Origin of the sequence: Deinococcus malanensis (assembly GCF_014647655.1) — a bacterium.
In the GTDB taxonomy this organism is placed as follows: Bacteria; Deinococcota; Deinococci; order Deinococcales; family Deinococcaceae; genus Deinococcus; species Deinococcus malanensis.
This window is the reverse complement of record NZ_BMPP01000001.1, coordinates 386,676-400,227: the sequence shown is the minus strand read 5'-3', so window position 1 is coordinate 400,227 and position 13,552 is coordinate 386,676. Positions and strand designations below refer to the sequence as shown.

Here is a 13,552-nt window from a genome sequence, read left to right as displayed (position 1 = left end):
GGGTCCGGCCAGCTTTTATGCGCTGAGCACAAGGACTACTCCAGCGCGTCCAGGCGTTTCCAGCCCCACCTCAGACTGATCCAGGTGCCTGCCACCGTCACCAGCAGCAGGGCCAGCAGTCCCAGCACGCCTTCGGGACTGCCCAGCGCGGTGTAGCCCGGATACAGGTCGGGGCGCAGGACACTGGTGGCCGCTGGGCGGGCAAGCAGCAGCAGGCACAGCACGGAATACGCCAGGCTGAGGCTCATAAAGGCCAGCCCGCCCGGGCTGACTCCGATCTCGGCGGGGTTGTCGGCCTCGAAGCGGGGAGCCGCTGCGCCCAGGCCTACGCCCAGTGCAGTAATAACAAGTGCATTGCTCACACTGACCAGAGCGCTGAGCAGCAGCAGGGTCGGCCCCAGGCCCATGCTACGCGCGCTGACCAGCCCCATGACCAGACCCAGCACCAGCGTGACCGGCAGTACGCCCAGAAACTTACTCAGGACGATCTGCCGGGGGCTGACTGGGGCGGTGCGCAGCAGCCAGTACGCCCGGGCTTCGGTGCTGACCGCTGGAAAGGCGAGGCGCACGGCGACCCCCGCGATGATGAATCCCTGGAAGGCCAGTTGCACGTAACCCAGGATTCCGCGGAACTGGGGCACCGGAATGGGCACGGCCTGAACGCTGACCAGATACACGCCTGCCAGCGCCACGACCACCAGCAGCTGGCTCCACTGGGTGGGGTCGCGCAGCGTCACCCGCAGGTCCTTGAACGCCAAGCTTCCGCCCGCCCCGGGCCGGTTGAACAGCTTCTCCAGCCGGCCCGCACGCCGGGGCGTGGGGTCCAGCCTGGGCCGACTGCTGTCCAGCGCACGTGCCCAGCCCTCCTGATAGGCGCGGGTGGCCAGCATTGTCGCGCCCAAAAGCAGCACAGCCGTCAGCGCCAGCAGAGGGAGCAGGGTCCACGTCAGCGTGCCGTGCGCGGCCTGCCAGATGCCCTGGGCCGCCCAGGCCGGCGGAAGCAGCAGACTGGTGGGGCCGGCGAAGGACCGCAACAATGCCTCGAAACGCTCTGGGTCCTGGGCCTGCTGCACGATCAGCTCCGGCCGCAGGGCGCGGATGGCGTACACCAGCCCGGCACTGATCAGGACGCCCAGAGCGGTGCTGACCTCACGCACACGGCCGACCGGGGCCACGCGCATAAGCAGCACGGCCAGCAGAGCGCCCAGCCCCACGGGGGCCGCAAAGGTCAGGAAAGCAGCCAGGGCCATCACCGCATATGCCCAGGCGGGTGCCCGAAAAAAAGCTCCTACGGTGAAGATCAGAGGCAGGATCAGGAAGACGGGCACCAGGGCGGTGTTCAGGAATGTTTCAAAGACCTTCAGGGCAAATACCCTCCAGGTGGGCAGCGGCTGGGTCAGGAGGAAATTCAGGTCGTCACTGAGATACAGCGTCTGGATGGCCGCGGTGGTGGCGCTGAAGGTTACGCCGCTGCACAGGGTGATCAGGCCGATTTCCAGCACCCGGGCGAACACGTTGGTGCCGATATCACCGAACCGTCCCAGAAAGGTCAGTGCCCGCCAGCTGCTGTACACCTCTCCCCACAGCAGCAGAATTCCCAGGCTGACCAGCACCAGCAGACCGGGCCTGGAGGCCCCCTGCAGGGCGTGCCCCAGTGCAGTGGCCTTCAGGTGAAGCAGGCTGGCTGGAGTCAGAGACTGCCCGGTCATCCGCTGACGACTCCGGCGCGGCGGGCTTCTTCGGCCTGCTCCTCCTCAATCAGGCGGAAGAAGATCCGTTCCAGGCTGTCGCCGTGGACGCCACCGGCCTCGGTGCCGGTGTACGCGCGCAGTTCGTCCAGGGTGCCCTGGCCCAGCACCCGGCCCCGGTCCAGGACCACCAGACGGTCACAGACCGCCTCTGCCACCGGCAGGCTGTGAGTGGTGAGCAGCACCGTGCGTCCCCTGTCCGCGTGCCCGCGCAGCAGCTCACGCACCTGCCGGGCCGCGTGCGGGTCCAGGCCCACCATCGGCTCGTCCACGATCAGGACCGGTGGATCGGGCAGCAGGGCCGCGATGATGGCGACCTTCTGCCGCATACCATGCGAATACGTTTCCAGCAGTTCGTTGCCGAAGTCGGTCAGCCGGAAAAAGGAGAGCCAGCGGTCAATTTCCGGCTCAGAGCCGGACACGCGGTAGAGCTGCGCGACAAAGCGCAGCAGCTCGCGAGCACTCAGCTTGCCGTACAGGTAGGGCCGGTCGGGAATGTAGCCGAAAGCCGCCTTGGCCTTCACCGGCTCCTTCCAGACGTCGTACCCCTGCACCCGCACGGTGCCCTCGGTTGGGCGGGTCAGCCCCACCAGGGCGCGGATGGTGGTGGTCTTCCCGGCCCCGTTGCTGCCCAGCAGGCCAAACACCATACCGGGCGGCACGCTGAAACTCAGGTTGCTGACCGCCTCGTGCCGTCCGTAGCGCTTGGTGTACCTGCTGACCTCGATCATTGTGTCGCAGCTTAGGGCGCAGGACTTGTCCGGCGTCTGACAGCCGCGCCGGCTGAAGGCTCAGGTCACCGTCAGGGGCGTGCTCTGGCCATCTTCATAAACGAAGTTTCCTGTCAGACGAAGGGTCAGCGTTTCCAGCGCCGCCTGTCTGGCCGGGCCATCTGATACCTCCAGCACGTGCCTCAGTTCGGCGGCTACACCCGGAGCCCGGCGCTCCAGATCCGGCAGCCAGTGCTCGCGTTTCACGTCCCACCAGCCGCGCGAGGCGTAGAGCAAAGGGATCACGTGTCGCGAGACAGTGGTCATGACCGTGAGTACATGAACTGGATCGTCGACCTGAGCCCGGCCGTCCATGATCTCCTCGATCAGGGCAAAGCGCTGCTCGCCGGTAACAGGACGGGGGGTCCGGCCTGACGCGTACCGCGCCCGCGCCTCAAGGATCAGTTTATTCAGGTCAGGATGTGGTAGGACGGCGCGGCCATGGGCATACATAGCGGTGGTGGCGCCATCTTCCTGGGCAAGCAGAGCCATGATCTGCCCGGCAGGGTTATGGAAAACCTCCACCGGCACGGCCTGCCCGTTGACCTGCACGGTGAAATGGCTGCGCCAACGTTCGTTCCCAGTCACCAGAACGTGAATGTCGAGGTCACTGTATTCGTTGGCTTCTCCACGTGAAGCGGACCCGCACCACAGCGCGGCGTACACCCCCGGCGTGGCTGCAATCCGCTCCAGCGCTTCAGGGAGGGCAGCTTTCAGCCGTGTCTGGGCAGGTGTAGTAGTCATGGCCAAAGATAGGATTTGACGCAGAGGGGTGCGGCTTCACTTCAGATTGCCCGTCCACCCCGGCAGCAACCCACTCGAGACCCACACCGTGCGAGGCCAGCCAGTCTTTCAGCGAATAGTTCGCGCGGGCCAGCCCAGACAACGCCTGATGCGCCACGGCCACGGCCTGCTGCATATCCCCCTCACTGAGATAGCCAGCGACCCGCGCCGCCAGCAGCTCATCTGTATCAACGATTTCGGCCCTCAGACCATCGTGCACGATCAGGTCCAGGTACAGATCCTCCACGGTCCAGACCTGATCCTGACGGGTAATGCGAGCCACATCCAGGTAGTAGTCATGCTCGCGCGGCCCATGAAAGTCATAGTGGCAGACCACCATGTTCAGTTCAGGCAGCAGATGGGCCTGCCAGTGACGGATGCGCGGGTGACCGGTAAAGTGCCGGCCGACAAACAGACCGTGTGGCGTTTCCCGGTAGGTGTGTACTGAACGCACCCCGGTGTTTGTGTGATGAGACATGGCCAGCACGTCGTGGCGCTCCACCTTGACGGGGTGGGCGTGGACAGATTGAAGCACCGCCGGTTCTGCCATAGTCGCCATGTGCCAGCGTAGCCACCCGGAGAATGAGAAACCTTGACGCGACCTGAAGTTTTCAGGCCGCCTGTCAGGACAGGATGGGCAGGGCGTCGAGCATGGCAAAGTCATTGGGCACGAACAGGCTGCCCTCGGTGGTGCCCTGGTCGGACAGGGCCGAGAGGCGCTCGGCAAGCGCAGTGCGGCTGAGGTCGCCGTTCAGGAAGCGGCGGTGCAGCGAGGTCACCTCGCGGACCTGGGTGGGAGTCTCGTGCACGAATTCCAGCCGGAAGTCGCGCAGACCCGCGTCCAGCCAGTCCTGCAGATGCGAGGCCGCCACCTGGGGCCGCCCCTCGAACACGGTGTTGCGGCAGCCGACGTCAGCCATCACCGGATGGGCCACGCCACGTTCGTCACGCAGGGCCACGCGGTGGCTCTCGCAGGGGTGGCCGCAGTTGGTGTAATCGGTGCCCTCTGACATGAAGCGGCTGAACACACAGTGCTCGGTGTGGAAGACCGGCAGGTGCTGGTAGGCGATGACCTCCAGCACCTGGGGCCCCACCAGCCCGGCCAGTTCGGTGATCTGCTGCGCGTTGAGGTCATGCGTGGGGGTGATCCGGCTCAGGCCTAGATCCAGCAGCGCTCGGGCAGTCAGCATGTTCGCGGCGTTCAGGCTGAAGTCGCCGGTCAGTTCGGGGACGGAGCCCTCGGAACCCGTCACACCCTGCAATCCCTCCAGCAACCCGCCCGAACGCACCAGGATCGGGGCGTCGAGCGACAGCAGGAACTTCTGCAGGTTCTGCTCGGTCGGCTTCAGGATGCGGGGGCTGGCCACCCGGACCGGAATGCCGGCGGCCTTCACGCGCTCCACGCTGGGTTTCAGGCCGTACAGCTCCAGGTAGTCCAGGGTAATGGAATCTGGGCGCTCCTCCAGCGCCGCGTCGAGTTGCTCGGGCGTACGCACCAGGACGTGCAGGTGGGCCGGAGTCTGGACCGGGCTGGGCTTAACGCCCGCCACCGTCTTCAGCACCTCGTCCAGACGGGACGCGATACGGCGTTCCGGGGCCTGAGCGCGCAGCGCCGTCAGCTGTTCCGAAGCGGCACGCCGCAGGGCATTCAGCACGCTGACCGGGAGGAAACCGGCGCCTCGCAGGTCGGTGGTCAGGGCCGCCAGATGGTAGGGCGTCCCGCCCAGTTTGCCCAGCTGCTCCCGCAGGCTCGCCTCGTCCAGCGCACGGTTGCGGGCCTCGGACAGAGGAGCGTCGCCCACCACGGTCACGCTGCGGCCCTGCTCGTCAGTGAGGGTCAGGGCCGGCACCTCACCGACATGGCCGGTAAAGTGGGCATTTACCGCCCGGGTATGCAGGGGGTCTGCCGTTTCGAGCAGCGGCCTGACGCGGGCAGCCAGCGTGGGGTCCTGGGTGCGCCACACCAGATCTCCGTCGCGCACGCGGCGGCCGTCAACGGCACCACGGCCGAACCGCAGCTCAGCTACGGCACCGGCCGGGACGTCCTCGACCTGCCGGCCACCCTGCCACAACCCGTACAGGAATCCACCCTCTTCGCGGCCCTCGGGGGTGCGCCAGTTCGCCGGGTCAAACACCAGACCGTCACCGGGTTTGACGCTTTGAGTCAGCTCGACCAGCACGCCACGCTCGGTCACGCCACGTACGGTCCCCACCTGAACGCCACGGTGACGGGGCGCCCGGCCACGAACCACCGTCTGATGGTTGGTGCCGGCCATGAAGTGCGGGCCCAGCCCACGCGAGTACACCTGTTCCAGGTCCTGCTCTTCCTGCGGCGTGACGCTCAGCGGTAGACCGGCCCAGGCCTCGTCCACGGCCTTGCGGTACGCGGCGGTGGTCAGGGCAACGAATTCGGCGTCCTTGTAGCGGCCCTCAATTTTCAGACAGTCGACGCCGATACGCACCAGCTCCGGCACCTGATGCAGCGCGTACAGGTCACCCGGCGAGAGCAGATAACGGGCGTCACCCAGATCGCGCTCCTGGCCGTCTACCAGCAGGTCGTAGGGCAGCCGGCAGGCCTGGGCACACTGGCCCCGGTTGGCGCTGCGTCCACCCCAGGCCTCGCTGGAGAAGCACTGTCCGGAGTAGCTCACGCACAGCGCGCCGTGCACGAAGGTCTCCAGTTCCATGTCGGTAGAACGCGCAATCCGCTCAATGTCGCGCAGCGAGAGTTCGCGGCCCAGGACCACCCGGCTGGCCCCGAAGCGTCCGGCCAGCTCTGCGCCCTCGGCGGACGTGATGCTCATCTGGGTCGAGCCGTGGATAGGCAGGTCGGGGCAGATTTCGTGCGCCAGCCGGGCCACCCCGTGATCCTGCACGATAATCGCGTCCACGCCGGATTCGGCCAAGTGCATCAGCTGGCGCTCGGCCTGCCGCAGTTCACGGTCGAAGACCAGCACGTTGAAGGTGACGAAGCCCATGACGCCACGCTCGTGCAGGCCACGCATGATGTCGGGCAGCGCTTCCGCCTCAAAGCCGACCTTGGCGCGTGCGTGAAATCCCCGTACGTCGCCCTTGGGGGCGTTCACGCCAAAAAAGACCGCGTCGGCGCCAGCCTCCACGGCGGCACGCAACTGGGCCTCACCGCCTACCGGGCTCATGACTTCAGGTTTTCTACGCACGCGCGACATAACGGGTCAGTGTAGCGACCCGGCCGGTCTGGAGCCAACGTCTGGCGCCACAGTTGGGCGCCGTGCAAGGTGCCGAACTCAGATGCCCAGCAGTTCAGCGTGCGCTGCGTGGCCCGCCGACCAGTCCGTCACGGGCTGACCTGCCCGGACCAGCATCACCGGAATTGGCGAGTGGTGCGCCACGGCCTCGGCGACGCTGCCCATCAGGGCGCGGCCCAGGCCGCTGCGGCCATGGGTGCTCATCACCAGCAGATGGGCGCCTTCCTCACGCGCGACGTCCAGAATCGCGCGGGGAATGGAACGGCCGCCCGATGTCACCACCCGGACCTGGGCGCCCGGCACGCAACATTCCAGCCGGCGCCGCAGTGACTGCTCCTGGGCCAGGCACTCGGCTGGTGACATGGACGGGATATACCCGAACTCACCGGCCAGGGGCGGGTCGGGGTCCGGCTGAATGGCCACCACCATCAGCTCGGCGCCCAGCGCTCCGGCCAGGCTACAGGCGTGGGCCAGCGCTTCGTTGGCCAGCGGGCTGCAGTCGGAGGTCACCATCACTTTGGTCATCTACATCGCCTCCTTGAGAAAAGGACGTGGAGTGCCTTATGGAGAAAGTGAACCGTGGGGTTGCCTCTATGGTACAGGGCAGGCCGGCGGGCGCGGTAGCCTGCAGCATGATTCGGGTCTTATTTGTAGGAGACGTCTTCGGGCAACCCGGGAGGCGCCTGCTTTCGGCGCATCTGCCGGACCTGCGCCGGACCGTGGATTTTGCCGTGGTCAACATGGAAAACGCCGCCGGAGGCTTCGGGTTGCACCGCGACGCGGCCGAGGCCGCCCTCCGGGCCGGCGTGGACTGCATGACCCTGGGCAACCACGCCTGGCACCACAAGGACGTGTACTCGCTGATGCTCGACGAGATCAGCTATCCCATCGTGCGGCCCATCAATTACGCCGACCCCGGCACGCCAGGATTCGGCTGGCGGACCTTCGAAGTGAAAAACGAGCGGTTGACCGTCGTCAACGTGCTGGGCCGCGTCTTTATGGAAGCCGTGTCCAACCCTTTTCGGGCCATGGACGAGCTGCTGGAACGCAAGGATCTGGGCAACGTGCTGGTGGACATTCACGCCGAGGCGACCAGTGAGAAGCAGGCCCTGGCCTGGCATCTCGATGGCCGGGTGGCGGCTGTGATCGGCACCCACACGCATGTGCCCACCGCCGATACCCGCATCCTGCCTAAGGGCACGGCCTACCAGACCGACGCCGGCTTTACCGGACCCCACGACTCGGTGATCGGCAGCGACCAGGAGGGCCCGATCCAGAAGTTCCTGACCGAGCGCCCCCACCGTTTTGGCGTTGCCGAGGGCTGCGCGGAACTGAACGGGGTGATTGTCCAGATGGAGGCCGGCCGGGCACATAGTGTGGAGCGCTACCGTTACATCGAAGAGAGCTGAGGCTGTGAGAGCCACAGCCGGCAGCGCACAGGGAGGGCGGGATGGGCATTCGCAGTGACGTGAATCTGCTGGGCAGAACCCTCGGGCAGGTGTTGAAAGAGCAGGAGGGCGAGCCCTTCTTCGAACTGGTGGAACGCACGCGGGCCCTGGTGCGCGAGGTCCGCGCAGGGGGCGACGACACCGAGCTGAGCGCCATGCTCGCGGGACTGTCTGGCCCCGAGGCCGGGCGGCTGGCCCGCGCTTTTACGTGGTACTTCCAGCTGGTCAACCTGGCCGAGGAATACGAACGGGTGCGGGTGCTCAGCAGCGCGGAAGGTGTGAGGCCCCAGAGCCTGGAACAGGCCCTGCTGGACCTGAAAGCGCAGGGCCTGAGTGCCCAGGAAGTCGAGGCCCTGCTCTCGCGGCTGGACCTGGGCCTGACCTTCACGGCCCACCCCACCGAGATGCGCCGCCGCACCGTGCGTGGTCACCTGGTCGAGGTGGCCCGCGCCATTCCCGAGTTGAGCCAGCCCACGCTGGCCGAGGACGCCACCGAGCGGATCACCGCGCACGTGGAGGCGATGTGGTCTACCCCCGAGCTGCGCCGGCTCAAGCCCACGGTGCTGGACGAGGTCAAGGGCGGCCTGAGCTACATGCCCAGCATCGCGCGGGCGCTGCCCATGCTGCAGCGCGACCTTTCGCGGGCCTTCGAACGGGTGTACGGGCACAGCAGCGAGGCCCAGTTGCCCCTGAGCTTTACCTCCTGGATGGGCGGGGACCGCGACGGCAACCCCTTCGTGACGCCGCAGGCCACCCACGATGCCCTGGCCCTTCACCGGGAGCGGGCCCGTGAGGTGCTGGTCTCCACCATTGCGCAGGCCTACGCGGACCTCAGTCAGGAGCAGGAGGGCCAGGAGCCCTACCGCCAGGAACTCCGGGCCCTGCACAACGCTGTGCGTGACGGTGAACAGGTAGAGCTGCTGCCGCGCCTTGAGGCCCTGTACCGGCGGCTGTGCACCGAGGGACAGCGGCGCAGCGCCGATCAGCTGCTCACACCGCTGCTCACCGTCGCGCGGGTCTTCGGGCAGCATCTGGTCAGCCTGGACATCCGCGAGCACTCGGCACAGACCGGCGCGGCTGTGGCAGCCCTGCTGAAGGCCGCAGGCGTGGAAGACGACTACGAGGCCCTGGCCGAGCATGCCCGGCAGGAAGTGCTGACCCACGAGTTGCGTTCGCGCCGGCCGCTGTGGCCCGCCGGGGAGCCGCTGCCTGAGGCCCTGGAAACCGCCATCGGACCCATCCGGCAGGTGCAGGCAGCAACCCGGCTGGTGGGCCCGCGCTCTTTCGGCCGCTACATCGTGAGCATGTCCGAGAGTGTCAGCGATGTGCTCGAACCGCTGATCCTGGCCCGGGAAGTGGGCTTCCGGGCGCTGCCGGTGCCGCTGTTCGAGACGCTCGATGACCTACAGCGCGCGCCGCAGGTGGTCTGGGAACTGCTGAGCATCCCGGAATACCGCGCCGCCCTGGGAGACGACGTTCAGGAGATCATGCTGGGCTACAGCGACAGCAACAAGGACGCGGGCTTTCTGGCAGCCAACTGGGCGCTGCACGAGGCGCAGCGCGCCATCAGCGACGTGTGCCGCCGGGCCGGCGTGCGCTGGCGTTTCTTTCACGGGCGCGGCACCAGCATCGGGCGCGGCGGCGGCCCGGCGTCGCGGGCCATCCTGGGTCAGCCGGCCGGCACCATCGACGCGGGGCTGCGTATCACCGAGCAGGGCGAGGCACTGGCCGACAAGTACAGCCACCCGGTCCTGGCCCGGCGAAACCTGGAGCAGGCCCTGTATGGCGTGCTGCTGGCCGCCGCACGACCGGCGGTGGCTCCGCCCGAAGCGTGGACCCGCGGCATGGACGCGGCCGCCCGGGCCAGCGCAGCTGCCTACCGCGCCCTGGTGGACGACCCGGGTTTCCTGCCGTTTTTCGAGGCAGTGACGCCCATTCACGAAATCGCCCGGCTGAACATCGCTTCACGTCCGGTGCGGCGGCCCGGCGCGCCGACCCTGGGGAACCTGCGCGCCATTCCCTGGGTCATGAGCTGGACCCAGAACCGGGCCAACCTGCCCGGATGGTACGGCCTGCACGAGGGCCTGGACACCCTGGGCGTGGAGCTGGCCCGCGAGATGTACCGCGACTGGCCGTTTTTCCGCACCGTGCTGGACAACGCCCAGATGAGTCTGGCCAAGAGTGACCCACAGATTTTCGACGAGTACCTGCGTCTGATGGGCGAGCACCCACTGGCCACGCAGCTCAAGGCGGCCTATCAGGCCACGGTGGACCTTGTTCAGGACGTGGTGGGCGCATCGCTGATGGCCGGCGAGCCGCGCCTGAAGGAAAGCATCGCGCTGCGCAACCCCTACATCGACCCGATTCACCGGATTCAGGTCGAGCTGCTGCGCCGCAGCCGCAGCAAGGAAGGCGGCCTGGACGAGTTCGAGGTGCCGCTACTGCTCAGCATCCAGGGCATCGCGGCGGGCGTGCGCAACACTGGCTGAGAAAACACCTGTTAAAGCAAGGGGCATCCAGGGGGACGCACGGGCGGGCTGGAGCAGTTCTCCGAATTCCGCCACCGAGAAGACATGCTTTCGGCGGCTCCATTCTGCGTCCTGCTCGGCATAATCCGCTCGCTCCGCTCGGTCAAAAAGCTGCAATCTTTTTGACAGATGCTCTAGGATTCGTCCATGCGCCGCTCTTTGCTGCTGGCCGCCTTCCTGAGTACAGGAAGCGCGCAGGCCCAAACCTCCCTGCCCTCCTTCGAGGGCCAGATCATCTATCAGGTGATGCCGGACCGGTTCTTCGACGGCAATCCTGGCAACAACGCGGATGTAGACCGCAACAGTCTGCGCGCCTGGCATGGCGGCGACCTTCCTGGCCTGACGGCCAAACTGGGGCACATTAGCCGGTTGGGCGCCACAGCCGTGTGGCTGACCCCGGTCTACCGGCAGCAGATGGCGAATTCGTTTGATACCGCTGGATACCACGGCTACTGGCCGGCGGATTTCCGGGATGTCGACCCACACTTCGGCACGCTGGCCGATTTCGACACCTTCGTCAAAGCCGCGCGTGAGGCAAAAATGCGCGTGGTTCTCGATCAGGTCGTCAACCATTACGGCTACGAGGCGCCGGCCGTGAAGGCCAATCCCAGCTGGTTTACGCCCCAGGCCCGCTGCGAGGCCAGCGCCGACAAGGATGTGGACTGCCCGCTCTCCGGTCTGCCTGACCTGGACCAGAGCCGCCCGGAGGTCCGGCGGATGCTGCTGGAAAACGCGGATTTCTGGCGCAACCGTGGTGTCGATGCCTTCCGCTACGACGCCATTAAGCACGTGCCGGGAGACTTTCTGAAAGAGGTGCTGGCCCGTGACCGCGCCGCCGGTACCTGGACTCTAGGTGAATGGTTCGACGCCGACACCGGCACGGTGGCTGACTGGCAGAAAGCTGGCTTCGACAGCCTGTTCCTGTTCAGCCTGCAGCGGGCCATGCGCGACAGTCTGATGAGCGGCCAGAGCCTGAGCCGGGTCAGCGCTGTGCTGGAGCGTAGCAGCGAACTGCCGCGGCCCGGTGAGGTCGCCCTGTTCCTGGACAACCACGACATCCCGCGCTTTGCCCAGGGCAGCCTGTTCGAGGATGAAGGTCAGGCCCGCACCCGCTACGCCCTGCGCGCCCTGATGACCCTCAAAGGCGTGCCGGTGCTGTATCAGGGCATCGAAATTGCGATGCGCGGCGGCCCGGACCCGGACAACCGGCGCGATATGCGTTTTGAGAACGTGTGGACGCCGGCAGAGCGCAACGTATTCGAAGCGGCACAGGGCGCCGTGGCTGCCCGCAAAGCAAGTGCCGCCCTGAGCCTGGGCTCCCAGACCCTGCTGCCCGTGCCGGTGAGCCTGCAGGACGACCTGCTGCTGCTGACCCGCGAGAAAGACGGCCAGCGCGTCCTGGCAGCATGGCACGGCGGTAAGGACCGTAAGACGTACAGCATCAAGCTGGCTGGCCTGGGGCTCAAGACCGGTGAGCAGGCCGTCACGCCGTCGCTGTACGCCGGTCAGAACGCCAAAGTCAGCGTCCGCGGTGGCTACCTGCACATCAGCGTGGACGGCAAGGACGCTGCAGCGTTTGCGCTGAAATGACGCAGACCAGCGTCCTGCTGTGGCTGCCGGAACTCGACCGGTGGATCGGGCAATGGCGTCAGACGGTTCCAGCCGCGAGGCGCGGGGTGGCGCCGCACATCTCATTGCTGTTTCCCTGGGTAGCGCCGGAGCCCACGCCTGACCATCTGGCCCGGTTGGAGGCCTGCCTCAGAGGGGCCGCGCCCTTCAGTGTGTCTTTTGCCCACGTTGGACGGTTTCCAGGTCTGCTGTGGCTGGCACCGGAACCGTCCGTACAGGTCCGCGCCATGATGTGGACCATCGCGCAGGCCTTTCCGGAAACCCCTCCGTACAGCGGAAAACATCCCGATCCGGAGCCACATTTGACAGTCGCCAGAGGAAGCGAAAGCGAACTCGACGTCATCGAATCCGGATTGAAGGCACTTCTTCCTGAGCTTGTGAAGGTCCGGCACCCGGTAGACCGGGTCACCGTGGCGCAGAAAGGCTCAGACGGACGCTGGCGGGTGGCCTATGAATTTCCGCTGACAGGAGGCTGCAAACAATGAGCCGGAGCTCTGCCGTATGGTTATGAAATGGACGGCAGGTGGTTTGATTACAGGCCAAAGCCATCCTTGTCCATGTAGCCTGCAAACATCCAGGCGAGGTGAGAAAAGCGTCGTGCAGCTGTTACGCTTCCGGCATGCGCGAAGGGTACCTCTATGCTCCGGCACAGAAAGAACTCTTTAATGGGGTGAAGCCAGGTGACCGGGTGAGCACGGGCCGCCTGACCCGACCCTGGCTGGCTGTGACACATGAGGTCACGTCGGTGCTGGTATCCGGCTGGCCCGGACGTCTATTGCGTGTAAGTGTGGTGGAGCCGCAGACCGAGGCGGAACAGGTGGCCATGAAGGAAGCCAACGCTAACCTGGGTCGAGCGCCAGCCTTCACGCGTGCACTGGCAGTGGACGTGCTGGAAGAGCTGTCCCCCGGGCTGGTGTTCGGGCAGCATGGTGACGTGATCCTGCCGGTGATCGATCTTGCCTGGCGGATAGATGAACGTACCGCGCGGGCGCTGCTCGCCGCCGAACACCCACGAGCAGGCGAGGTCTACCAGACTGCTTGGGACCAGCGGCTGGAACATCACCCGGTGCCGACACCAGCGCCTGATGGCTTTTCGCGGTCAACCACACCAATTGGCATGCCAGGGTCGCCTATCGGGACCTGTCCACTACTGATCAGTGGCGGGGTCCGGGAGTCGGCGCGTCGGGCTTGGGGTGAGGCCGCCGAGTACCTGGAACATGATGAACCCGTGCTGGCCGAACCATGGACCAGTGCTGTCTTCTCCTTGCTGCATGCAGCGTTCGCCCTGGGCGCGCCGGATCATGTGGAGGAACCTGAAGTGCTTCTTCAGGCCTGGCGCACAGTGCACAGGGATGGAGACGTGCCCGCCTTTACCAATACGCAGTAGTCGCAAAGAAAGACTGGTACCCGGCCGGGTCG

11 protein-coding genes are annotated in these 13,552 nt (G+C 66.3%); 5 read left to right on the top strand and 6 right to left on the bottom strand.

Annotation, left to right across the window (positions count from 1 at the left end):
- Nucleotides 1-35: 35 nt before the first annotated feature.
- From IEY49_RS02050 to IEY49_RS02025, 6 genes are all read right to left on the bottom strand, one after another.
- Nucleotides 36-1,709, bottom strand: a complete 1,674-nt coding sequence (locus tag IEY49_RS02050; protein ID WP_189004036.1) for a putative ABC transporter permease subunit — start codon at nt 1,707-1,709, stop codon at nt 36-38.
- Complete coding sequence (locus IEY49_RS02045) at nt 1,706-2,479, bottom strand: ABC transporter ATP-binding protein (protein ID WP_189004034.1); 774 nt, start codon at nt 2,477-2,479, stop codon at nt 1,706-1,708. Before IEY49_RS02045 ends, IEY49_RS02050 begins: the two co-directional genes overlap by 4 nt.
- Nucleotides 2,480-2,539: 60 nt before the next feature.
- A complete protein-coding gene (locus tag IEY49_RS02040; RefSeq protein ID WP_229780580.1) occupies nt 2,540-3,262 on the bottom strand; it encodes a nucleotidyltransferase family protein in 723 nt (240 codons plus the stop codon).
- Entirely contained in the window at nt 3,216-3,860 is a 645-nt protein-coding gene (locus IEY49_RS02035) for a DUF402 domain-containing protein (protein ID WP_189004032.1), read from the bottom strand. The genes IEY49_RS02040 and IEY49_RS02035 overlap by 47 nt, the downstream gene beginning before the upstream one ends.
- 64 nt (nt 3,861-3,924) lie before the next feature.
- Nucleotides 3,925-6,489, bottom strand: a complete 2,565-nt coding sequence (locus tag IEY49_RS02030; RefSeq protein ID WP_229780579.1) for a U32 family peptidase — start codon at nt 6,487-6,489, stop codon at nt 3,925-3,927.
- A gap of 78 nt (nt 6,490-6,567) precedes the next feature.
- Nucleotides 6,568-7,053, bottom strand: a complete 486-nt coding sequence (locus IEY49_RS02025; protein WP_189004030.1) for a universal stress protein — start codon at nt 7,051-7,053, stop codon at nt 6,568-6,570.
- A gap of 107 nt (nt 7,054-7,160) precedes the next feature.
- Here IEY49_RS02025 and IEY49_RS02020 point away from each other — a divergent pair, with 107 nt between their 5' ends.
- The 5 genes from IEY49_RS02020 to IEY49_RS02000 all read left to right on the top strand — a co-directional run bounded on the left by IEY49_RS02020 (nt 7,161) and on the right by IEY49_RS02000 (nt 13,520).
- Nucleotides 7,161-7,937, top strand: a complete 777-nt coding sequence (locus IEY49_RS02020; RefSeq protein ID WP_189004028.1) for a TIGR00282 family metallophosphoesterase — start codon at nt 7,161-7,163, stop codon at nt 7,935-7,937.
- A gap of 41 nt (nt 7,938-7,978) precedes the next feature.
- The gene (locus tag IEY49_RS02015; protein ID WP_189004026.1) at nt 7,979-10,465 is read left to right on the top strand and encodes a phosphoenolpyruvate carboxylase; all 2,487 of its coding nucleotides are present in this window, start codon (nt 7,979-7,981) and stop codon (nt 10,463-10,465) included.
- 186 nt (nt 10,466-10,651) lie between these two features.
- Nucleotides 10,652-12,094: an alpha-amylase family glycosyl hydrolase gene (locus tag IEY49_RS02010; RefSeq protein WP_189004024.1), complete on the top strand. Its 1,443-nt coding sequence runs from the start codon at nt 10,652-10,654 to the stop codon at nt 12,092-12,094.
- Nucleotides 12,091-12,618 (top strand): 2'-5' RNA ligase family protein, encoded by a 528-nt coding sequence (locus tag IEY49_RS02005; protein WP_189004022.1) that lies wholly within the window; start codon nt 12,091-12,093, stop codon nt 12,616-12,618. Before IEY49_RS02010 ends, IEY49_RS02005 begins: the two co-directional genes overlap by 4 nt.
- A gap of 134 nt (nt 12,619-12,752) precedes the next feature.
- A complete protein-coding gene (locus IEY49_RS02000; RefSeq protein WP_189004020.1) occupies nt 12,753-13,520 on the top strand; it encodes a hypothetical protein in 768 nt (255 codons plus the stop codon).
- Nucleotides 13,521-13,552 lie beyond the last annotated feature (32 nt).